General features: G+C 62.3%; 23 protein-coding genes. 14 read left to right on the forward strand and 9 right to left on the reverse strand.

The window, feature by feature from the left end; translation table 11 throughout:
- Positions 1–33: 33 nt before the first annotated feature.
- On the reverse strand, positions 34–894 hold the full coding sequence (locus ACEWE8_RS12755) for a DUF6279 family lipoprotein (RefSeq protein ID WP_046788037.1): 861 nt from the start codon (positions 892–894) through the stop codon (positions 34–36).
- A 132-nt stretch (positions 895–1026) separates the two neighbouring features.
- Between ACEWE8_RS12755 and ACEWE8_RS12760 the strand changes: the two genes are divergently transcribed.
- Positions 1027–1863: a S1 RNA-binding domain-containing protein gene (locus tag ACEWE8_RS12760; RefSeq protein ID WP_012315688.1), complete on the forward strand. Its 837-nt coding sequence runs from the start codon at positions 1027–1029 to the stop codon at positions 1861–1863.
- A gap of 2 nt (positions 1864–1865) precedes the next feature.
- Here the strand turns inward: ACEWE8_RS12760 and ACEWE8_RS12765 are convergent, their stop codons facing one another.
- Together ACEWE8_RS12765 and ACEWE8_RS12770 are read right to left on the reverse strand one after the other, a co-directional pair.
- Entirely contained in the window at positions 1866–2246 is a 381-nt protein-coding gene (locus ACEWE8_RS12765; protein WP_012315687.1) for a hypothetical protein, read from the reverse strand.
- Positions 2247–2357: 111 nt separating this feature from the next.
- On the reverse strand, positions 2358–3827 hold the full coding sequence (locus ACEWE8_RS12770; protein ID WP_046788038.1) for a nitrous oxide reductase family maturation protein NosD: 1470 nt from the start codon (positions 3825–3827) through the stop codon (positions 2358–2360).
- Positions 3828–4071: 244 nt separating this feature from the next.
- Between ACEWE8_RS12770 and ACEWE8_RS12775 the strand changes: the two genes are divergently transcribed.
- The 3 genes from ACEWE8_RS12775 to def all read left to right on the forward strand — a co-directional run bounded on the left by ACEWE8_RS12775 (position 4072) and on the right by def (position 5893).
- A complete protein-coding gene (locus tag ACEWE8_RS12775; protein ID WP_046788039.1) occupies positions 4072–4251 on the forward strand; it encodes a CsbD family protein in 180 nt (59 codons plus the stop codon).
- A gap of 155 nt (positions 4252–4406) precedes the next feature.
- The gene (locus tag ACEWE8_RS12780) at positions 4407–5360 is read left to right on the forward strand and encodes a YihY/virulence factor BrkB family protein (protein ID WP_046788040.1); all 954 of its coding nucleotides are present in this window, start codon (positions 4407–4409) and stop codon (positions 5358–5360) included.
- Entirely contained in the window at positions 5357–5893 is a 537-nt protein-coding gene (def, locus tag ACEWE8_RS12785) for a peptide deformylase (RefSeq protein ID WP_012315683.1), read from the forward strand. Before ACEWE8_RS12780 ends, def begins: the two co-directional genes overlap by 4 nt.
- On the opposite strand, the gene ACEWE8_RS12790 is transcribed toward def, so the two are convergent.
- Positions 5848–6297: a GNAT family N-acetyltransferase gene (locus ACEWE8_RS12790; protein ID WP_080952206.1), complete on the reverse strand. Its 450-nt coding sequence runs from the start codon at positions 6295–6297 to the stop codon at positions 5848–5850. The two genes, def and ACEWE8_RS12790, sit on opposite strands and share 46 nt — an antisense overlap.
- Before the next feature lie 276 nt (positions 6298–6573).
- Between ACEWE8_RS12790 and ACEWE8_RS12795 the strand changes: the two genes are divergently transcribed.
- Positions 6574–6831, forward strand: a complete 258-nt coding sequence (locus ACEWE8_RS12795; RefSeq protein WP_046788041.1) for a DUF2790 domain-containing protein — start codon at positions 6574–6576, stop codon at positions 6829–6831.
- Positions 6832–6897: 66 nt separating this feature from the next.
- On the opposite strand, the gene ACEWE8_RS12800 is transcribed toward ACEWE8_RS12795, so the two are convergent.
- Entirely contained in the window at positions 6898–8259 is a 1362-nt protein-coding gene (locus ACEWE8_RS12800; protein ID WP_080952207.1) for a PLP-dependent aminotransferase family protein, read from the reverse strand.
- Between the two features lie 76 nt (positions 8260–8335).
- Between ACEWE8_RS12800 and ACEWE8_RS12805 the strand changes: the two genes are divergently transcribed.
- The 7 genes from ACEWE8_RS12805 (at position 8336) to ACEWE8_RS12835 (ending at position 13340) form a co-directional block, all read left to right on the forward strand.
- The gene (locus tag ACEWE8_RS12805; RefSeq protein WP_046788089.1) at positions 8336–9301 is read left to right on the forward strand and encodes a threonine dehydratase; all 966 of its coding nucleotides are present in this window, start codon (positions 8336–8338) and stop codon (positions 9299–9301) included.
- Positions 9302–9599: 298 nt separating this feature from the next.
- The gene (locus ACEWE8_RS12810) at positions 9600–9932 is read left to right on the forward strand and encodes a type II toxin-antitoxin system HicB family antitoxin (protein ID WP_039603657.1); all 333 of its coding nucleotides are present in this window, start codon (positions 9600–9602) and stop codon (positions 9930–9932) included.
- Positions 9933–10010: 78 nt separating this feature from the next.
- Positions 10011–10655 carry a LysE family translocator gene (locus ACEWE8_RS12815; protein ID WP_046788043.1) on the forward strand — a complete coding sequence of 215 codons (645 nt, stop codon included), beginning with the start codon at positions 10011–10013 and terminating at the stop codon, positions 10653–10655.
- 125 nt (positions 10656–10780) lie between these two features.
- Complete coding sequence (locus tag ACEWE8_RS12820) at positions 10781–11206, forward strand: nuclear transport factor 2 family protein (protein ID WP_046788044.1); 426 nt, start codon at positions 10781–10783, stop codon at positions 11204–11206.
- Positions 11207–11250: 44 nt separating this feature from the next.
- On the forward strand, positions 11251–11595 hold the full coding sequence (locus ACEWE8_RS12825) for a YciI family protein (protein ID WP_039603659.1): 345 nt from the start codon (positions 11251–11253) through the stop codon (positions 11593–11595).
- 21 nt (positions 11596–11616) lie between these two features.
- On the forward strand, positions 11617–12102 hold the full coding sequence (locus tag ACEWE8_RS12830; RefSeq protein ID WP_046788045.1) for an SRPBCC family protein: 486 nt from the start codon (positions 11617–11619) through the stop codon (positions 12100–12102).
- On the forward strand, positions 12102–13340 hold the full coding sequence (locus tag ACEWE8_RS12835) for an RNA polymerase sigma factor (RefSeq protein WP_046788046.1): 1239 nt from the start codon (positions 12102–12104) through the stop codon (positions 13338–13340). The genes ACEWE8_RS12830 and ACEWE8_RS12835 overlap by 1 nt, the downstream gene beginning before the upstream one ends.
- Before the next feature lie 41 nt (positions 13341–13381).
- On the opposite strand, the gene ACEWE8_RS12840 is transcribed toward ACEWE8_RS12835, so the two are convergent.
- Positions 13382–13852, reverse strand: a complete 471-nt coding sequence (locus ACEWE8_RS12840) for a MaoC family dehydratase (RefSeq protein ID WP_012315672.1) — start codon at positions 13850–13852, stop codon at positions 13382–13384.
- 33 nt (positions 13853–13885) lie between these two features.
- Positions 13886–14830: an alpha/beta hydrolase gene (locus tag ACEWE8_RS12845; RefSeq protein WP_046788047.1), complete on the reverse strand. Its 945-nt coding sequence runs from the start codon at positions 14828–14830 to the stop codon at positions 13886–13888.
- A gap of 210 nt (positions 14831–15040) precedes the next feature.
- Between ACEWE8_RS12845 and fadD2 the strand changes: the two genes are divergently transcribed.
- Positions 15041–16729, forward strand: coding sequence for a long-chain-fatty-acid--CoA ligase FadD2 (gene fadD2 / locus ACEWE8_RS12850; RefSeq protein WP_046788048.1), 1689 nt, complete (start codon positions 15041–15043; stop codon positions 16727–16729).
- A 302-nt stretch (positions 16730–17031) separates the two neighbouring features.
- Entirely contained in the window at positions 17032–18729 is a 1698-nt protein-coding gene (gene fadD1, locus ACEWE8_RS12855) for a long-chain-fatty-acid--CoA ligase FadD1 (RefSeq protein WP_046788049.1), read from the forward strand.
- Positions 18730–18829: 100 nt separating this feature from the next.
- Here fadD1 and ACEWE8_RS12860 read toward each other — a convergent pair whose 3' ends face one another.
- Together ACEWE8_RS12860 and ACEWE8_RS12865 are read right to left on the reverse strand one after the other, a co-directional pair.
- Positions 18830–20137, reverse strand: coding sequence for an FAD-binding oxidoreductase (locus ACEWE8_RS12860; RefSeq protein WP_046788050.1), 1308 nt, complete (start codon positions 20135–20137; stop codon positions 18830–18832).
- 30 nt (positions 20138–20167) lie between these two features.
- Positions 20168–21532 (reverse strand): glutamine synthetase family protein, encoded by a 1365-nt coding sequence (locus ACEWE8_RS12865; RefSeq protein WP_046788051.1) that lies wholly within the window; start codon positions 21530–21532, stop codon positions 20168–20170.
- Positions 21533–21937: the final 405 nt, after the last annotated feature.

Consider the following 21937-nt stretch of genomic DNA (forward strand, 5'->3'; position numbering starts at 1 on the left):
GGCGGGTTGTCGGGCGGACATCGATTGACCTGCCTATCCCTTAAGGCACTTGAGCTCACTGAAGTCGGTACGCACCTTGGCCAGCCGCCCCTGAAGATACTGCCGCTGGGCCGGGCTGCTCTGTTGCAGCAGGTCGATCAACAGGCTGCGTGTCTGTTGCTCGCTGTTCTCGAAGGCAGCGCGGTATTGCGCAGTCCACAGGCTTTCCTTGCGCTGCAGCAATTGCGCCAGGCGCGGTTCGAAGCTTTCGTCGCTGCGCTGGTTCATGGCCATCATCAGCTGTTGTTGCCAGTGCGCACGGTTGGCGATCCACTGGCGGTTCTGGTCGCCCAGCGCCTGTGCCCAGGTTTGTACGCGCTGGCGTTGTGCTGCGGTGAGTTCGCCGAACCAGGGTGTCAGGCGTTTTTCCATGCGCTCGGCGCGGCGGGCGACCTGTTTGGATAGGGGTGTATCGACGTATTTCTCTTGCCGTTCACTGATGTCTTCACGCAAAGCTTCGCCCAGCTGCGCGACCTGGGCATCGCTCATGCCGCGCAGCAGCTCGGCGGCCGACGGGGTGATGGCTTCTGCAACGCGACCGATCGCCTGCCGGGCTTCGTTCATGCGCTGTTGCAGCGCCTGGTCGGTCACTTGCCCCGCGGCGACCATGCTGCGTACGCGGTCGAGCCAGTCGAGGTACCCGGGCAGTTCGGTCGTGCAATGCCAGGCCAGGTGCTGCTTGAGCCGTTCGTCGAGCAACGACCTCTGGTCACGGTTCATGGCAAGGTAGTCGTCCAGCGACCACGGGACCAGCCGGTCGAGGTTGCGGTAGGCCAGGTCTATACGGCTGCAGGCCACCAGTGCCAGCGCAAATGCCGTGGCGATGATCAGGGCTTTGGACAGGCGTAGAAACATGTGCTGATCCCTTGCAGATGGCTGGCCACACGGTAGACGCGAGTACTCCACGACGGTTCCGCCGAATCAGCGGTCGGGCGGCGCGCTGGCTTCAGGTGTAGAATAGCCGTCTTGTCTTGAGGAACATCGGAAATGGCTCTGCTTGGGCGTTACAACAGTTTGCAAATCGTGAAACACGTGGACTTCGGCCTCTACCTGGACGGCGGCCCCGACGGCGAGATCCTGCTGCCCGGGCGCTACATCCCGAAGAACGCCGAAACCGAGGTCGATGACTGGCTCAACGTGTTCCTCTATCTGGACAGCGAAGACCAGCTGATCGCCACCACCGAGAAGCCCAAGGTGCAGGTTGGCGAATTCGCCAGCCTCAAGGTCAAGGACATCAACGGTGCGGGCATCTTCCTCGACTGGGGCCTGTCCAAGGACCTGCTGATGCCGTACTCGGAAGAGGCGCGGCCGCTGAAGATCGGCGACTACTGCGTGGTGCATGTCTACCTCGACAAGCGCACCCGGCGCATCACCGCCACTTCACGCCTGGACCGCTATCTGGACCGCACCCCGGCCGATTACCAGGTCGGTCAGCCGGTCGAGCTGCTGGTGGCGGGCGAAACGCCGATGGGCTTCAAGGCCATCATCAACAACCGTCATTGGGGCCTGATCCACAAGAATGAGATCTTCAAGTTCATGCGTTCGGGCATGCATGAGAAGGGTTTCATCAAGGAAGTGCGCCATGACGGCAAGATCGCGTTGAGCCTGCAACCGGTTGGCCAGGCGCTGGCGGACGGCTTGCATGAGCAGATCATGCAGCGCCTGGAGGCCGAAGGGGGTGTGTTGCCGGTGTGCGACAAGAGCGACCCAGAGGTGATCAGCCGCATGTTCAACGTCAGCAAGGGCAACTTCAAGAAGGCCATCGGCGCGTTGTTCAAACAGGGCCGGATCGTCATCCATGACGATCGCATCGAGCGGGCCTGAGGTCAGGCCTGCACGAATGTGCTGAAGTCGAGCTGCTCGCCGCCCGGTCGGGTGTCGCGCAGCAGCGAGTCACGGTCGGCGCTCAGCGCCAGGCTGATGGTCGAGCGGCGCTTGCCGGCATTGCGTACTTCCATCTGTTCCTGATGCGCCTTGAGGAAGTTGGTCGGGACCTTCAGGTGCTGCAGTTCGTCGCTTTCAGGGGTGTGCAGCAGCAGGTTGACCCAGTCGGGCTGGCCCTTGCGCAGCAGCGCCACCGGTACTTCGAACCACCACAGGTTGCGTTTGGGGTCGAGGATGGCGAACAGCGTGTTGGCACTGGTGAGCACCGGCTTGGCCAATGCTTCGTTGCGCCGGGCGATGGCGGCGGGTTTGTCGAGTTTCATGCAGGTTCCTGCGGTGTGACGCTATGAAGGGCTGCATTGTGAGGGGTGGCGGGTAGCGGAGCAAGGTTTGATGGCCCCGTCGTCGGCGTGCCGGCGATGGGGCCAGCTACCCTAGCGGCGAAGTGGCTGGCTCAACTCGGAGGACGCGCCATCGGCCGTGGTCACGGTGGCGGTAAAGCTGCGCACCCCATCGGCATTCTCCAGCCGCTGGGCAAACTGCGCCTGCCCCTTGGCATCGCTGTTCACCAGTACTTCCCCCAGGTACTGCTCAGCCTCCGTGCCTTGTGCCTGGGCATTGCCGAACAGCTCGACCCGCAGCAGGCTCGATGCCGGCCCCTGCACTTCGCCGCGCAGCACATTGTCGTTCAGGGCCAACAGCCGTGGTGCCTGCTGGTTATGGTTGGGCAGCGGCTGGCAGGGCTTGGGCTGGCCCTTGGCATCGCAGATCACGGCCTGGTCCTTTTTCGGCAGGTCGGCACCGACCCCGCGAGAGCCTACGTACAGTGCATGGGCCTGGGCTGGCACGCCAAAAACGATGGCGCCCGTGCGCTGATCCGGTACGCAAGAGCCGCCAGCTTCGCAGCGGCGGATATCCAGGCTGTTGCCCCAGATCCGGTTACCGGTCAGGCGCGTGGTGGTGACTTCCGGCTCCGGGCGCAGCGCCACGCCGATGCGGTTGCCGTGGATCAGGTTGCCGTCGAGGATATTGCCTTGGCCGGTGACGCTGACGCCGATCGAGTTGCCGCTGAAGGTATTGGCGCCCAGGTAGTTGCGCTTGCCCCAGTTGATCTGCAGGCCGTCGGAGTAGTTCTCGAAGCGGTTGCGTACCACGCTGTTGTCGTTGCCCAGCAGAATCTCGATGCCTTGGGACGGCTCCGGGTTGGCTGCAGTCGAACGGAACAGGTTGTCGGCCACCAGGTTGAACGCCGCGCCGCGGGTCAGCTCCAGGCCATCGCCATTGTCGATCAGCTGGTTGCGCAGCACCTTGTTGTTGACCGTGGTGGTGGCCGTGGGGTTACCGGCACCGTCATCGCCGGTCAGCATGATACCGGCACCGCCCTTGTTGGCGACGATGCGGTTGTCTTCGATGACGTTGTGGCTGGCGCGGTTGACCAGGATGCCGATGCAGAAGTTGCGCACTTCCAGGCCACTGAGGTGCACGCCCTGGGTGTCGCGCAGCACCAGCCCGGGGTTGGTCGTGGTGCGCACGTTGGTGCCGAACTGGCCGGGCAGGGCGCCGGGGCAGGTGCGTACTCCCTGGTCCTTGATATAGCCGGCGCCGTCGATCGCGACGTATTGGCCGTCGCGCGCCCAAGGCAGGCCGGTGATCTGCACCGGGCCTTTGATTTCAGGCAGGGCGCGGGTCGGCCGGATGACAAATGGCGCTTGGCCGACTGCGGCGATGTCGATGCGGTAGTGGCCGGGCTTCTGGTTGCTGGTTTCGATCGCCCAGCGCAGGGTGCCTGGCTGGCCGTCGTCGCTGTAGCGGTCGACCCGCAGGGTTTCGGTGGCCGGTGCGCCAGCGAGCGCGGGCAGGGGCAGCAGCGGCAGCAAGGCTGCCAGCAGGGGCATCAAACGCATGGGTGCAGGTTCCGTAAGCTGTTGTTTTTATAAGCATGCAACCTCTATAGGGCTGCCGTTTGCCCGCGATTCTAGGGCAGCAGGCCGGCATTGCGCAGACGTAGGTAGCCGATTCAGTGCGGTATTCGCCCGCAGATTTACCGCTCGGCTTGAGATTGCAAAAATGTTTGAAACTCCTGAACTGGCCGCTGGGTCCACCTTTTGTCGACACGGATCACGTGTCTCCATTTGCAGGAGATTTGCCATGAGCGGCACTAAAGACAAAGTCAAAGGTATGGCCAACGAAGCAGTGGGCAACATCAAGCAAGGTGTTGGCAAAGTCACCGACAATGACAAGCTGCGCGCAGAAGGCAAGGCCCAGGAAATCAAGGGCGAAGGGCAGCAGGTCAAGGGCGACGTCAAGGATGCTGTGAAAAAGCCTTGATCACGGTATGACTACAGCCCCGTCGCCAGCAGACGGGGATGGGGCTGTTGATCAAGACGGCGAATTTTTCTTCAAGTCCAGCAGGGAGCAGCACACCAGTCGCGTGGTCTATTAGACTTCCCTGATGTACTGATCAAGCGGCGAAAGGAGACGCTATGATTTTTCCCGACCTGGGTGGCCTGCCCCTTCACCGCATCCTGGTGCGCACCGTCAAGGAATTCCTTGACGACGAGATGTCCACCTACGCCTCTGCGCTTGCTTACCAGATGCTGTTTTCGTTGTTCCCGTTCCTGCTGTTCCTGATCGCACTGATCGGTTTTCTGCACCTGCCGGATTTCTTCTCGTGGCTGCGCATGCAATCGGAGCTGGTACTGCCGCCCCAGGCGTTGGAACAGGTCAACCCCGTCATCGATCAGTTGCAGCAGTCCAAAGGTGGCCTGCTGTCGGTGGGTATCGTCATCGCGTTGTGGACCGCCTCTGCAGGCGTACGGCTGATGATGAGTGCCATGAATGCCGCCTATGACGTGCCCGAAGGGCGCCCGGTGTGGAAGCGCATACCATTGTCGATTGTCTATACCGTCGGCATTGCCGGTATGCTGCTGGCGGCGGCAGCGTTGATGGTGCTGGGGCCTCAGGTGATGGAGTGGATCGCGGCTCAGATCGGCATGCAGGAAGTGATCGTCACGGTGTGGACGATCTTGCGGTGGCCGGCGATCATCATCCTGATGATGGTGGCGGTGGCGGTGATCTACTACGTGATGCCCGACGTGAAACAGAAGTTTCGCTTCATCACTCCAGGCTCAGTGCTGGCGGTGGTGGTCTGGATCATCGCTTCGCTGGCATTCGCTTACTATGTGAAGACTTTCGCCGACTACAACGCCATGTATGGCAGTATCGGTGCGATCATTGTATTGCTGTTGTATTTCTACATTTCTGCCGCCGTATTGTTGCTGGGCGCGGAGATGAACGCTGTGATCGAACATATGTCCGCTGAGGGCAAAGACCCTGGCGAAAAGGATTTCGAGGGCGATAAAGCCAAGGAAACCCTGACCGTGCTCGGCCATGAACATCCGGTCGAGCCCCAGCCTACCGAGCAGAACCCGCGATGATCCGTGACATCCTGAAGATGGGCGACGAGCGCTTGCTGCGCGTCGCAGCCCCGGTGCCAGAACACCTGATCGGCAGCGCCGAACTGCAGCAGTTGATCGACGACATGTTCGAAACCATGCGCCATGTCGGCGGCGTGGGGCTGGCCGCACCGCAGGTCGGCATCGACCTGCAACTGGTCATTTTCGGTTTCGAGCGCAGTGAGCGTTACCCCGATGCCGAGGCGGTGCCACAGACCATTCTCCTCAACCCGGTGATCACTCCGCTGTCCACCGAGATCGAGGAGGGGTGGGAAGGCTGTTTGTCTGTGCCTGGCCTGCGTGGGGTGGTGCCTCGCTACAAGCACATCAGCTATGAGGGCATCGACCCGCAGGGCAATCCGGTCAACCGGGTTGCCGACGGGTTTCATGCGCGCGTGGTACAGCATGAATGCGACCACCTGATCGGGCGGCTGTATCCTTCGCGGATTCAGGATTTCGCCAAGTTCGGTTACACCGAGGTACTGTTCCCTGGCCTGGACGCCAGCGACGACTGACCATGCACCATCGCCATCAGGCGTTTGCTGCGTTGATAGCGGGCCAGGCGTGACCCCAGCGCTTCAGGCAACCTGCTCGCCGGGGAGAAACCCAGACGTTGGTAAAAGGCTTCGAGGTCCGGGTGGCAGAACAGCCACGTTGGGCCGCGACCTTCGGCCAGTGCTGCGTTGACCAGGCGCGCGGCCACACCCTGGTTTCGCCACTCTGGGGCTACCAGCAGGCCGGTGAGCCACCGGCCACCGGCAACAGCGCTCAAGCTCAAGCCCGCAACGATTGCGCCGCTGCGCGCCACCCACAACTCACCGTCGCTGGCCGCACGCATGCGTGAGCCCTGCTGGCGATAGAAGTGGTCTAGCAGCCGCCGCTCAAGGTCGGTCAGTGGGGTGCAGAGGAGTGGCGTCATGGTATTCCGCTGGCAAACAGCTCTAGCCCAATGATTTCGGGCCATCAATCCGTTTCGCTTTGTCGCAGATTGTTGCAAAAGCTGCAAGGGTGAATGTCCGAGTTCGGGGTTCAACTATTCCAGGCCGGGAGTAGAATTTCACGTATCCCCCCTGGCAGTACGACAAAGCGGGATCGGTACTTCGTGTCATCTTCGCAGTTGATGACAACTTCTCCGCGCCATTGACGGCATATGAAGTCAATCGATCAGCTTGATTGATTTAAAGGCCAAACATCCATGAAACCATTACTGATTCTTGCATTGGTCGGTATGTCCTCGTTCGCCCTTGCCGATGAGGCCAAAGCCGTCTCCACCGAGCCTGTGGCCCAGCAGTACGACTACTCCATGAACCTTGACATCAAACGGGTGATCAACCTGTCGACCATCCCCAATGTCTGCGAAGTGGTGCCTGCGACCATGACCTATGAAGACCATCAGGGCCAGGTGCACACCATTCAGTACCGCGCCATGGGCGAAGGTTGCCAGCAGGGTTGATGCTCCTGCGTTAGCGGCCTTTTCGCACCGGGCAGTAGCGAAGAGGCTGCTTTCGTCACCCTGGGTTCATTGAGCAGAAAGTACCTGCCGTATTACCTCCAGGCCGCGTTTCAGTTCAGCCCGGCTGCCTGCCGCCGACAGGCTGATGCGCACGGCCTGCACCTCACTTGCGCCAATGGCGAAGACACTCGCCGGGACGACTTCCACACCTTGCTCCCGACATTGCGTTACCACCGCCTCAGCCCCCTGCGGCGTGCCCAGCCACGCGTGCGGTGAAGGCTGGCCTGTGTTGTGCAGCCCACCAGCCAGCAGCCTGCGTGCCAGGCGCCAGCGTTCGCAAATTTCTGCTTTCTGCCAGGCCAGCCGCCGTGTGGCGGTACCGTCATCGATCCATTGGCAAGCGACATGCAAGCCCAATGGCGACACCGGCCAGTGGCTGGCCTGGGCATGCGGGTCGACCTGTGACAGCAACTTCGCGCTGGCCACGATCCACCCCAGCCTCAAGCCTGCGGCCACCGTCTTGGACAGGCTGCTGATGTAGATCCCTTGATCGCCCAATAGCGGGTAGAGCGGCGGCCGGTCGCTGAGTGCGCCATACACATCATCTTCGATCACCAATAACCCCAGGCGTTTGACTACCCCAGCGATTGCCTCGCGGCGAGCATCATCCATGCAGGCGCCCGTGGGGTTGTGCAGGGTAGGTGTGGTCACCAGCACGCGGGCACCGCTGGCGCGCGCCACCCGGTCCAGGTCATCGGGCCGCAGGCCTTGGTTGTCCAGTGCGACGCCATGCACGGGCAGACGCAGTTGCCGGCAGGCGGCCTTGATGCCCGGAGCGGTCAGGGCTTCAAGCATGACGGGCTCACCCGCCTGGCAGAATGACTGCAGCACCAGGGCCAGCGCCTGCTGGGCTCCGCCGCACAGCAACAGGTGGTCGGCCGACAGGGCCAGGCCGCGATTGCCCAGCCAGTGGGCGCCGCGGATGCGCCCCAGCAGCAACTGCTCGGGGCCCAGGTAATGGTCGAGCAAGCCGTGGTCGTGACCTTGCAGCAGCCTGCGCAAGCTGTCGTGCAGATCATGATTGTGCGGATCGGCAACCGGTACATTGGTCGACAGGTCGATCAGCCGCGTTTGCCCTTCGCAGTGTTTGAGGCGAAACAAGGTCGCTTCCTTGCTCCCCGCCAGCACATAGGTACCGCGGCCCACTTCACCCGCCACCAGGTGGCGAGCGGCGGCTTCACGGTAGGCCTGTTGGGTGGTGCTGGGGTTCAGGCCCAGTTTCCAGGCCAGGCGCCGTTGCGGCGGCAGGCGGTCACCGACCTTGAGCACGCCGCTCTCGATGGCGTTGCCTATTGCATCGACCAGAGCCAGATACCGGGGTTGGTCATCCTCGACGAGCTGCGGGATCCACACGAAATTGCTACCCATGCAATATAAGGTTGTACCCATACAATGCCCGGCGCTTAGGATCGGATCAACCACCTACCGAAAAGGGATGATCGCCATGTTCGACCTTGCCGCCCTGCGCGAAGCCGCCGCTTTCGTTCACCAACATGTACCCGCCACGCCCCAGCACGCCTGGCCGTTGCTGGCTGAGCGGCTGGGCTGCGAGGTGTGGGTGAAGCACGAAAATCACGCACCCACCGGGGCTTTCAAAGTCCGGGGCGGTCTGGTCTATGTGCGCTCGCTGCTGGCGGGCGGCAATCCACCCCGCGGGCTGGTCACCGCAACCCGTGGCAACCACGGCCAAAGCATGGCCCTGGCGGCACGGCAGGCAGGCATTGCGTTGGTCATCGTAGTCCCTGAGGGCAATTCCACAGAGAAGAACGCCGCCATGCGCGCACTGGGGGCCGAGTTGGTCGAGCACGGTGCGGATTTCGATGTGGCCCGTGAAGAAGCCGCGCGGCTGGCCGAGGTGCTGGGGTATGCCATGGTGCCTTCGTTCCACCCGGAGTTGGTGCGGGGCGTGGCCACTTATGCCCTGGAGTTGTTCGAGGCTGTGCGTGACCTGGACTGCGTTTACGTGCCGATCGGCATGGGGTCAGGCATTTGCGGGCTGATCCAGGCGCGTAACCTGCTGGGTTTGAAAACCCAGATCGTCGGTGTGGTGTCCAGCGCGGCTGATGCCTATGCCCAGAGCTTTGAGCAGGGCCATATCGTCACCACTGCCACTGCCGAAACCTTCGCCGATGGCATGGCTTGCCGGGTACCCCATCCGCAAGCCTTTGCCCTGGTGCGCGAGCACGCTGCGCGGATCGTGCGGGTCACCGACAGTGAAGTCGCCGAAGCCATGCGGGTTTACCACGAGGCCACGCACAACACTGCCGAAGGTGCAGGTGCCGCAGCCCTGGCGGCGTTGATGCAAGAGCGCGAACAGCAGGCCGGCAAGCGCGTGGCTGTGGTGTTGAGCGGAGCGAACGTGGACCGGGCGCGGTATGCGCGGATTCTCGGGGGCAATGAAAGATCCTGAATGAATATCTTGGAATAAGTGCTATCTTATTTTGATAGCATTTTTCCATGAATACTCGATACCGAAAAATTCTCGACGCTATCCTGAGGACGCCAACCACGTCGTCACTAGCCTTTTCCGAGATTGAAACGCTGGTGCTGCACCTCGGGGGGCAGGTGCTGGAGCGGCAAGGCTCCCGGGTCAAACTGGTGCTTGGCGGCCAGTGCTGGAGGTGCCATCGTCCCCATCCAGGCAAGGAGGCCAGGCGGTATCAGATTGAAGAGGCCCGCGAATTCTTGCTGCGGGCAGGAGTGAAATGATGAGTTGCATGCGCTACAAGGGCTATGCCGCCCGTATTGAATATGATGAGCGTGACGATATTTTCGTCGGCCGCGTGCTGGGGATTCGCGACATCATCAGTTTCCACGCAAGTTCTGTCCCGGAACTGCATGAGGCCTTCCGTCATGCGTTGGAGGACTACCTGGCCGATTGCGCGGAACAGGGCATCACTCCCGAAAAGCCGGCATCGGGGAAGGTCATGCTGCGTATTCGGCCCGAAATCCATGCCGCTGCCAGCGTTGCTGCCCGTGCGGCAGGCAAAAGCCTGAACCAGTGGGCCGACGAGGTGTTTGAACAGGCGGCGCTGGCCTGATCGAACACTTGTTCTTCCAATCCCGCAATCACTCATGGCAGGCTCTACGGCGCTCATTTACCCGTCATCGAGTATTCAATGCCTTTCTCCAACGGTTTTCTCCTCAGCCTGTCCCTGTGTCTTGATATCGGTGTGGCCAATATCGCCATGATCACCCTGGCCATGCAGCGCGGTTTCCTGCAGGGGTTCTGGCTCGGCCTGGGCACGTGTGTCGGTGACCTGGTGTATGCGATCGCAGCGCTGGCCGGCATGACCGTGTTGCTGCAGTTCGAGAGCGTGCGCTGGGCCTTGTGGCTGGGTGGTTCGGCGCTGCTGGTGTGGTTCGCGCTGAAGATGCTGCTGGCGGCCTGGCGCGGCGGGCATATGGAAGCGCGCAGCGAGGTGGTGGCGGAATCGGCCTGGCGCGAATTCATGCGCGGTATCTTCCTGGCCATGTCGTCGCCCACCGCCATTTTGTGGTTCGCCGCTGTCGGTGGCGTGCTGATTTCCCGTTCCGGTGGCGGTAGCCTGCTGGAGGCCGGGTTGTTTCTCGGCGGCTTTTTCGCTGCAGGGCTGGTCTGGTGCCTGAGCCTGTGCGGCATCGCCAGCCATGGTGGGCGTTTGCTCGGTGACCGTCTGCTGACGTGGTCATACCTGCTCTCGGCAGCGATTTTCTGCTATTTCGCGGTGTACGTGATCGTTTCGGGCTATCGCGAATTCATACTGGCCAGCCCGGGCGTGTAGGCAGTTACAGGGTGCCGCCGCGCCTGTCAGCCTTTTTCCTCCCTGTTGTCGATTTCCCGCTCTCTCGTTCGACCAGTGTTGAAGGCGCCGAGTACCGGCGCCACCCGCACTTCGGAGAGCCCCTCATGAATACCCAGGCCGAAAGCGAAATCCGTGAACTGATCGAACGCTGGATGCAAGCGGTGCGCGATCGTGACATCCCAGGTATCACCGCCCCCTATGCCGACGACATCGTCGCCTTCGACGCGATCAAGGAACTGCAGTTCAAGGGCAAGGCCCTGTACCAGGCACATTGGGAAATGTGCATGGGTTTTTGCACCGGCCCGATGACGTTCGAGTTGGCCGAACTCACGGTGTACGCCGATGGCGAGCTGGGCCTGGCCCATTGGCTCAACCGCTGCGGCCCGTCGGATGACGAAAGCCAGTGCGGTTTCATGCGCGTCACCGTGGGCTATCGCAAGACCGCCGGCCAGTGGCGGGTCATCCACGAGCACTGGTCGGCGCCTTTCGATGTGGAAACCCAGAAAGCGCTGTTTGATCTCAAACCCTGATCAGCTATCGCCAAACGCACTTTGCCAATGCCGTGGAGATCACCATGAAATACCTGTGCCTGGTCTATTGTGACGAGGGGCTGCTGCACAGCCTGCCCGACAGCCCCGAAGATGCCGAATGCATGGCTTACGCCGAGTCGCTGCAGCGCTGTGGGCGCATGCTCGCGGCTGAGGCGCTGAAACCGGTGCAGACCGCCACCACGGTACGTATGCGCGGTGGCCACATGAGCCTGACCGATGGCCCGTTCGCCGAGACCAAAGAGCAGCTTGCGGGTTTTTACCTGGTCGATGCCCGCGATCTCAACGAGGCATTGAACATTGCCAAAGGCATCCCGGCCGCACGGGTCGGCAGCGTTGAGGTAAGGCCCGTGCGCGAACTGCAACCCTGACCGCAACGGAGAACAACAAGAATGAGCCTTGCCCAACCTGCGCAAGCGCAACATGAGTTGGCCATCAGCCGCCTGATCGACGCCCCGCCCGCCAAGGTGTTCCGTGCCTGGACCGAACCCCATTGGCTGATGCAGTGGTGGGGGCCGCATGGCATGACCACGCCGGAATGTGAAATGCAGCTCTGGGTCGGCGGCCTGTTTCGCACCTTGATGCGCGCCCCCGACGGTACCGAGTATCCCACCCAGGGTGTGTTCCTGGAGATCGCCGCGCCACGTCGGCTGGTGTTCACCGATGCGTTCGGGCCAGGCTGGGTGCCGTCTGCCAAGGCCTTCATGACCGCAGTGGTGACCTTTGACGAGGAACACGGCAAGACCCGTTATACCGCCCGCGCCTGGCACTGGAGTGCTGCCGACTGCACGGCCCATGAAGAAATGGGTTTTCACCAGGGGTGGGGAGAAAGCCTGGACCGCCTGGTGGAGGTGGTGACCCAGCGGATGCCGGACTGATGGCAACGCTGGTGCAGGTACGCGCCGAGATCGAGGGGGTTTACCGCCGGGACTCGCGGCGTATCCTGGCGACGCTGATCCGCCTGCTGGGGGATTTCGACCTGGCAGAGGAGGCCATGCATGATGCCTTCTTCATTGCCGTCGAGCGCTGGCAGCGTGACGGTATCCCCCAAAACCCACGTGCATGGCTGGTGTCGACCGGCCGTTTCAAGGCCATTGACGCGGTGCGGCGGCGTGCGCGTTTCGACCGTTCGCAGGCTGACCTGATCATGCTCATCGAGGGCCAGGGGCAAGACCCCAGTGATGAGGCGTTGCTCGCCGACGATCGCCTGCGGCTGATCTTCACGTGCTGCCACCCGGCTCTGGCTGCCGATGCGCAGGTGCCTTTGACGTTGCGCGAAGTCTGTGACCTGACCACTGAGCAGATCGCCCGTGCCTTCCTGCAGAGCCCGGCGACCATCGCCCAACGCATCGTGCGCGCCAAGGCCAAGATCCGCGACGCACGCATTCCTTACCAGGTGCCGCAGCTGCACGAATTGCCTGAGCGCCTGGAAAGCGTGTTGCGGGTGATTTACCTGGTGTTCAACGAAGGCTATTCGGCGTCTTCGGGTGAGGCGTTGGTGCAACAGGCGTTGAGTGACGAAGCGATTCGCCTCGGTCGCTTGCTGGTGCAGTTGTTACCGGACCCGGAGGCGGTCGGTTTGCTGGCGCTGATGTTGCTGCAGGCGTCACGCCAGCACGCGCGTAGCGATGCCCAAGGCAATCTGGTGCTGCTCGAGCAGCAGGATCGCAGCCTGTGGGACGGTGCGCAAATCAGCGAAGGCTGTGAATTGGTGCAACTGGCGCTGCGCAGCCGGGCGTTCGGTGCCTACACGGTGCAGGCGGCGATTGCAGCGGTGCATGCGGAGGCTGCGAGCGCCAGTGAAACGGACTGGGCGCAGATTGTCGGCCTTTACGATGTGCTGCAGCGGCATTGGCCGTCCGCAGTGGTGGCGCTCAACCGAGCGGTGGCATTGGCCAAGCGGGACGGGCCGCGGGTGGGGTTGGCGGAGATTGAAACAATTCTGGCAACTGGCGAGTTGCGCGACTATCACCTGGCGCATGCGGCAAGGGCGGAGCTGCATTACCAGTTGGGTCAGGCAGAACAGGCCCGTGCGGCCTGGCGGCAGGCGCTGGAGTTGACGCATCAGGCGCCGGAACGGCGGCATATCGAGGGAAAGCTGCAGGCGTTGGAATGACCCGGCAGCACCGGCCCTGTCGCCGGTACTGCCTGAAGCCATCAGCTGGCGACAAAATTGGGCGGCGATACCAGCTCTACCGTCTGCTGCTTGCGCGGCGCCAGGATCTCTGCCTCGCCCTCTACAACCAGCTCATCGTTCTGGTTGTACACGTTGGTGGCGATGCGCACTTTGAACTTGGGCAGCTTTTCGAGGATTTCCAGGCGCACGGTCAGGGTGTCGCCGATTTTCACCGGCTTCTGGAAGCTCATCTTCTGGCCCAGGTAGATGGTGCCGGGGCCGGGCAGGGTGCAGGCTACTGCCGCGCTGATCAGCGCGCCGCTGAACATGCCATGGGCAATGCGCTCACGGAACATGCTCTTGGCGGCGAATTCGGCATCCAGGTGCACCGGGTTGTGGTCACCGGACATCGCGGCGAACAGCTGGATGTCGCGTTCTTCCACAGACTTTTCGTAACTGGCCTTCTGGCCGACTTCTAGAGCTTCGTAAGGCGTGTTGGTGACCTGGGTCATTGGCGCTTCCTTGATGGGCGGACAAGGCCGTTATCATTCACTGCGGGCAGGGCGGCCAAGGGCCAGCGCCTGCTCCAGCCACGCGAGGATATCGGCGGTGACCTCGTCCCGATTGAGTTCATTGAGCACTTCGTGCCGCGCCTTGGGGTAGACGCGCAGTTGTACATGTCGATTGCCGGTCGCGCGCAGGGCGTCGGCCAGATGGGTGAGACGCTTGCCGGCACTCACCGGATCACATTCACCGCCAATCACCAGCAACGGCAGGTTCGGATCGATCTGCGCGAGGTTCTTCGCCTGGCTGATCTGCGCCAGGCCGTGCAGCAAGTCTAGCCACAACTGGTTGCTGCAGCGAAAACCGCACAGCGGGTCGCTGACGTACCTGTTTACCTCTTCAGGGTCGCGGCTGAGCCAGTCGAAGGCGGTACGGGTGGGTTTAAAGGCTTTGTTGAACGAGCCGAACGACAGCCACTCGATCAGCGCACTCTTGCCTTGCGGGCCTTGGCGCAACGCCTCCAGCCGGGCGATCAGGCGCGCCATGCGGTATAGCGCCGGCGGCTGGAAATTGGAGCCACTGAGGATCGCCCCGTGCACGCTGCCACTGTGGTGCATCAGGTAGGCCTGGGCGATGTAGCTGCCCATGCTGTGGCCGAACAGGAAGAGCGGTGTGCAGGGGAACTGCTGGCCGATGTGCTGTGTGAGCAGGGCCAGGTCGTTGACCACGGCATTCCAGCCATGTTGCCGGGCGAACAGGCCGAGGCTACCCCGTTCGGCGGTACGGCCGTGGCCGCGCAGGTCCGCAGCCAACAGCGCATAGCCGGCAGCGCTCAGCGTCTGGCCCAGGTGCTGGTAGCGCCCGGCATGTTCGGCCATGCCGTGCGCCAGCAGCACCACGGCCTTGACCGGCGTGGCCGGCAGCCATTGGTGCACGTACAGGCTGCAATGCTCGCTGGCCGGCAGCCAGAAGGCGTCGTAAGGCATGGCGGATCCTTTGCGCTGGGGTACGAGCACAGTGTATGCGCAAGCGGCCGGATTGCAGGAAGGGCACAAATAAGATTCACAATGTTAATGGCGGCACTTGGCATATATGCCACCTCAGGCTTACCTGCTAACGTCGGTTGAACGCCTTTTTTCCCATCAGGCAAAGGGATTACAGGCTAAGAGCGGGTTCAGGCAGAGGAACAATAATAAATGCAAGCCGACTTCTGGAATGACAAGCGCCCGGCGGGCGTGCCTTCCACCATCGATATCCATGCGTACACCTCGGTCGTCGAAGTTTTCGAGCGATCCTGCAAGCGCTTTGCCGACCGCCCGGCGTTCAGCAACCTGGGCAAGACCCTGACCTATGGCGAACTCGACCGCCTTTCGGCGGCCTTTGCTGCCTGGCTGCAGCAGCATACCGACCTGGTGCCGGGTGACCGCATCGCCGTACAGATGCCCAACGTGCTGCAGTATCCCATTGCGGTGTTCGGCGCCCTGCGCGCCGGGCTGATCGTGGTCAACACCAACCCGCTGTACACCGAGCGTGAAATGCGCCACCAGTTCAAAGACGCCGGTGCCCGCGCCCTGGTGTACCTGAACATGTTCGGCAAGCGGGTCCAGGAGGTGCTGCCCGATACCGGCATCGAATACCTGATCGAGGCGAAGATGGGCGACCTGTTGCCCATGGCCAAGGGGTGGTTGATCAACACCGTGGTCGACAAGGTCAAGAAAATGGTCCCGGCCTATCATCTGCCCCAGGCTATCTCGTTCAAGCAGGCACTGCGCGAGGGCGCGGCGCTGAGCCACAAGCCGGTAACGCTGAGCCTGGACGACATCGCCGTGCTGCAGTACACCGGCGGCACCACGGGCCTGGCCAAGGGCGCCATGCTCACCCACGGCAACCTGGTGGCCAACATGCTGCAGGTGCTGGCGTGCTTTTCGCAGCATGGCCCGGACGGGCAGAAGCTGATCAAGGAAGGCCAGGAGGTGATGATCGCGCCGCTGCCGCTGTACCACATCTATGCCTTTACCGCGAACTGCATGTGCATGATGGTCACCGGCAACCATAACGTGTTGATCACCAACCCGCGCGATATCCCTGGCTTCATCAAGGAACTGGGCAAATGGCGGTTCACCGCACTGTTGGGGTTGAACACCCTGTTCGTGGCGCTGATGGATCACCCGGGCTTCCGGCAGCTGGATTTCTCGGCGCTCAAGGTGACCAACTCTGGCGGTACGGCACTGGTCAAGGCCACCGCCGAACGTTGGGAGAGCCTGACCGGCTGCCGCATTGTCGAGGGCTACGGCCTGACAGAGACTTCGCCAGTGGCCAGCACCAACCCTTATGGCGAGCTGGCACGCCTGGGTACCGTGGGCATACCGGTGGCAGACACAGCATTCAAGGTCATCGATGATGAGGGCAATGAACTGCCGCTCGGTGAGCGGGGCGAGTTGTGCATCAAGGGCCCGCAGGTGATGAAGGGGTACTGGCAGCAACCCGAGGCTACGGCGCAGACCCTGGATGCTGATGGCTGGCTGAAAACCGGCGACATTGCAGTGATCGACCCGGACGGCTTTACGCGTATCGTCGACCGCAAGAAGGACATGATCATCGTCTCGGGCTTCAACGTGTACCCCAACGAAATCGAAGACGTGATCATGGGCCACCCGAAGGTAGCCAACTGCGCCGCCATCGGCGTGCCTGACGAGCGTTCGGGCGAGGCCGTCAAACTGTTCGTGGTGGCCCGTGAAGGCGGGCTCAGCGTCGATGAACTCAAGGCCTACTGCAAGGCCAACTTCACAGGTTACAAAGTGCCCAAGCACATCGTGCTGCGCGAGTCGTTGCCGATGACACCGGTGGGCAAGATCCTGCGTCGCGAGCTGCGCGACATCGCGTAAGGGGGGCGAGCTTCAAGCTTCAAGTTTCAAGCTGCAAGGGGGGGCGTGCGCCGCTCTAGCTTGCAGCTTGCCGCTTGAAACTTGGCGCTCTAAGTCAAATACTCTAAAAATGACTTGTATCCTTCATTGAGTCATTTTTGTGACCATAAGGCCCGTTTTGGCCTCTAGGCGACCCTTTGCAAAGCTGTTACTCTCGGCCCGCTTTCAGATGATTCGGTTTGCAACGAACCGCCATCTCATATCAATAATAAACGCATCGACGCGTAAATCGAACTTCGCTGTTGCTGAAGGAGTGGGCTTCCATGATCGACCATTTTTGGAAGGATAAATACCCAGCCGGGATTACGGCGGAAATCAATCCTGACGAATTCCCCAATATCCAGGCGGTACTCAAGCAATCCTGCCAACGCTTTGCCGACAAACCGGCCTTTAGCAACCTGGGCAAGACCATCACCTACGGCGAGTTGTATGCCCTGTCGGGCGCTTTTGCGGCCTGGCTGCAGCAGCACACCGACCTCAAGCCGGGTGATCGCATTGCCGTACAGCTGCCGAATGTCCTGCAGTACCCGGTAGCGGTGTTCGGTGCCATGCGCGCCGGCCTGATCGTGGTCAACACCAACCCGCTGTATACCGCACGGGAAATGGAACATCAGTTCAACGACTCCGGTGCCAAAGCCCTGGTGTGCCTGGCCAACATGGCGCACCTGGCCGAGAAAGTGGTGCCCAAGACCCAGGTCAGGCACGTTATCGTCACCGAAGTGGCCGACCTGTTGCCACCGCTCAAGCGCCTGCTGATCAACAGCGTGATCAAGTACGTGAAGAAGATGGTGCCGGCCTATAACCTGCCGAACGCCGTGCGCTTCAACGATACCCTGGCGCTGGGCAAGGGCCAGCCGGTGGCCGAGGCCAACCCGCAAGCCAATGATGTTGCCGTGCTGCAGTACACCGGCGGCACCACAGGTGTGGCCAAGGGCGCAATGCTGACGCACCGCAACCTGGTGGCCAACATGCTGCAGTGTCGGGCGCTGATGGGTTCGAACCTGCATGAAGGTTGCGAGATCCTCATCACGCCGCTGCCGCTGTACCACATCTATGCCTTTACCTTCCATTGCATGGCGATGATGCTGATCGGCAACCATAACGTGCTGATCAGCAACCCGCGTGACTTACCGGCAATGGTCAAGGAGCTGGGCAAGTGGAAATTCAGCGGCTTCGTCGGCCTCAACACCCTGTTCGTTGCCCTGTGCAACAACGAGGCGTTCCGTGCGCTGGACTTCTCGGCGTTGAAGATCACCTTGTCCGGTGGCATGGCGCTGCAACTGAGCGTGGCCGAGCGCTGGAAAGCCGTCACCGGTTGCGCCATTTGCGAAGGCTATGGCATGACCGAGACCAGCCCGGTTGCGGCGGTCAATCCGGCCGAAGCCAACCAGGTCGGCACCATCGGTATCCCGGTGCCCTCGACCCTGTGCAAGGTCATCGATGACAGTGGCACCGAACTGCCGCTGGGCGAGGTGGGCGAGCTGTGCGTCAAGGGGCCGCAGGTGATGAAGGGCTACTGGCAGCGTGAAGATGCCACCGCCGAGATCCTCGACAGTGATGGTTGGCTGAAGACCGGGGACATTGCCCTGATCCAGCCGGATGGCTACATGCGCATCGTTGACCGCAAGAAGGACATGATCCTGGTCTCGGGCTTCAACGTGTATCCCAACGAGCTGGAGGACGTACTGGCAGCCCTGCCGGGTGTGCTGCAGTGCGCTGCGATCGGCGTGCCGGATGAAAAGTCGGGCGAACTGATCAAGGTGTTCATCGTGGTCAAGCCGGGCATGACCGTCACCAAGGAGCAGGTGATGGAGCACATGCGTGCCAACGTCACCGGCTACAAGGTGCCGCGTTACATCGAGTTCCGCGACGCGCTGCCAACGACCAACGTGGGCAAGATCCTGCGCCGCGAGTTGCGTGATGAAGAGCTGAAGAAGCAGGGTTTGAAGAAGATCGCCTGATCGCTGCCCATTGCCCCGCAATATCCGCATCACGCTGAAAATCTGGGGCCGCTTTGCGGCCCTCTCGCGACACGAGGCCGCTCCTACAGGGGGAGCGCAATCAACGCAGTTTTTCCAGCATCTGGTAGTACCACATCCCTGCCGCCAACAGCGGATTGCCCAGCAGGTCCCCCATCGGCACCTTGATGTGCTTGCACCCGGCAAAGGTATCGAACTTCTCCAGCGTTCCAGTCAGCGCCTCGGCCATGATTTCGCCCATGATGTGGCTGGTGGCGATGCCGTGCCCCGAATAGCCCTGGCAATACCAGACGTTGTCCGAAAGCTTGCCCAGCTGCGGTATGCGATTGACCACGATACCCATCGCGCAGCTCCACTGGAACTCGATCGGCACCCCTTTGAGGGCCGGGAAGGTGCGCTCGATGCACGGGCGCAGTTCACCTGCGATATCACGGGAATCCTTGCCCGAATAGTTGGCGCCGCCGCCGAACAGCAGGCGTTTGTCGGCAGTGAGGCGGTAGTAGTCGAGCACGAAACGGCAGTCGTACACCGCCAGGTCCTGGGGGTTGATCTGTTCGGCCAGTTCGCCCAGCGGCGCGGTGGTGACGATGCCACCCATGGCGGGGAAGATCTTGCCCTTTAGCTGGCGCTTTTCCAGTTTGTGGTAAACGTCGCCGGCCAGCATCACCTGGCGTGCTTCGATTCGGCCTTGGGCAGTGACCACTGCAGGGCGCGGGCCGTGCACGATGTCCAGTACCTCGGAGTTCTCGAAGATCAGCGCGCCCAGTGCATGGGCGGCACGCGCCTCGCCCAGGCACAGGTTGAGCGGGTGCAGGTGCAGGTTGCGCAGGTTTTTCAGCGCGCCCAGGTACAACGGGCTTTGCAGGTGTTCGGCAACCGAGTTGCGGTCGAGCATGTGCACCTGATCACCCATGCCGCGGCGCTGCGCTTCGGCCTCGAAGGCGCGCAGCTCGTTGAGGTGTGACGGTTTCATCGCTGCATGCAGGTGGCCGCGCTTGAGGTCACAGTCGATGCCATAGCGCTCGACCCGCTGCTCGATGATCTGGTGCCCGCGCCAGCGCAGGTGCCAGATGAAGTCATCCACTTCACTGCCCAGGCGGTCGCGCATCTGCGTGCGCATGGCTTCGTCGCCCGAGAGGCTGCCGGTGACCTGGCCGCCGTTGCGGCCGCTGGCGCCCCAGCCAATGCGGTTGGTTTCTACCACCGCCACTTTCAGGCCGCGCTCGGCCAGCTCCACGGCGGTGGCTACGCCGGTGAAACCGCCGCCGATAATGGCTACGTCGACCTGCACGGTGCCCTTGAGCTGCGGGTACTGCGTGTGGTCGTTGAGGGAGGCACTGTAGTAGGACGGCGCGCGCTGGGCCGGGCCGTTGTTCACTGCTGCGTTCATGGGTGTTCCTTATTCTGAATAGGGTGAGGCTCAGGCCTGGTGCAGGTACCAGCGCCAGTCCTGTTCGCTGACTTCGGCCATGAACTGGCGATACTCGGCACGCTTGACCTTCAAGTACACCCCGAGGAAGTCCGCGCCGAGTGCTTCGCGTGCCCACGCCGAACGCTCCAGTGCGTCGAGGGCGGTCAGCCAGTCGGTGGGCAGGTGTTCGGTGGCCTGGGCGTAGCCGTTGCCTTCGACCGGTGCGCCCGGGTCGAGTTGTTCGCGGATGCCGCGGTGGCTGGCAGCGAGAATCGCCGCAGCGGCCAGGTACGGGTTGGCGTCGGCGCCACAGATGCGGTGTTCGACATGGCGGCTGTTGGCTGGCCCGCCGGGCACGCGCAAGCTGACCGTGCGGTTGTCGACACCCCAGGTTGGCGCCAGCGGTGCATAGCTGTTGGCCTGGAAACGACGGAACGAGTTGGCGTTGGGGCAGAACAGCAGCAGCGAGTCGCGCAGGTGGCGCAGCATGCCGGCAACCGCTTGGCGCAGAAGGGGAGTGCCGGCCTTGTCTTCGCTGGCGAACAGGTTGTTGCCGGCGCTGTCGGCCAGGCTCAGGTGCATGTGCATGCCGGTGCCGGCCAGTTGCGCGAAGGGTTTGGCCATGAAGCACGCCTGCATGCCGTGGGCGTGCGCCACGCCTTTGACCAGGCGCTTGTAGCGCACGGCCTGGTCCATCGCTTCCAGGGCATCGCCATGCTCCAGGGTGATTTCCACCTGACCTGGGGCGTATTCCGAAATCGCCGTGCGGGCCGGGATGCCCTGGGCTTTGCAGGCCGCGTAAAGGTCGGCGAGAAACGGCTCTATCTGCTCCAGCTCACGCAGGCCATAGACCTGGGTGCTGCGCGGGCGGCCGCCATCATTGTCCAGGGCCGGTTGCGGCCGGCCCTGGGCGTCACGCTGCTGGTCGAGCAGGAAAAACTCCAGTTCGCACGCCATCACCGGGTGGTAGCCGTCGGCCTTGAGCGCTTCGATGGTGCGTAACAGCACATGGCGCGGGTCGGCGACACTGGCCGGCAGGCCTTCGCTGGGGTGCATGCTGACTTGCACGGCGGCGGTCGGCACGCGGCGCCATGGCAGGCGTACCAGGCTGCCCTCCAAGGGGTAGGCGCGGCAGTCGATGTCGCCGACGTCCCAGACCAGCCCGGAGTTTTCCACGTCATCGCCATTGAGGGTCAGGCCCAGGATGGTACTGGGCAGCGGGCGGCCGCTCTGGTAAACCGCCAGCAGCTCGTCGCGGTGCAGCAGCTTGCCGCGCGGCACGCCGTTGGCGTCGAGGATGAACAGTTCGAACAGCTCGATATCGGGGTTTTCGGCAAGGAAACGTCGGGCGTGTTCAACGGGGGCAAAGTGCATGAGGGATTCGCTCGTGTGCATACAGGACCGCCGCTTGGCGGCGGTCCGGCTGAGTCAATCGGCCGAAAGGTGGCCGGGCTTTGTCAGATGCGCGAGTGAAGTGTCCGGTGGGCGGGCGTGGCGGCAATGCCAGAGGGCCCAGAAGGCCAGGATCACATGGACCAGCGGATTTTCACCGGCGCAGGTGCGGGCCTTCGGTAGCGAAGGGCGCGAAAGCGGCGGGGCGATGGGCTGGACGGGGATCATGCATTGGATACTCACATGCGACGTCACGTTGATTAAAGCAGTGAATGGCAACCTTCACTCTGGTAACGGCTAAACATTGGCGGGGGCCGGTACAGACAGCAAAAAGCCGGTAAATCTGCGACAATCGCGCATCCTTCGAATGCCGATCATGCAAAAGCA

The organism is Pseudomonas sp. TR47 (genome assembly GCF_044143025.1).
In the GTDB taxonomy this organism is placed as follows: domain Bacteria; phylum Pseudomonadota; class Gammaproteobacteria; order Pseudomonadales; family Pseudomonadaceae; genus Aquipseudomonas; species Aquipseudomonas putida_E.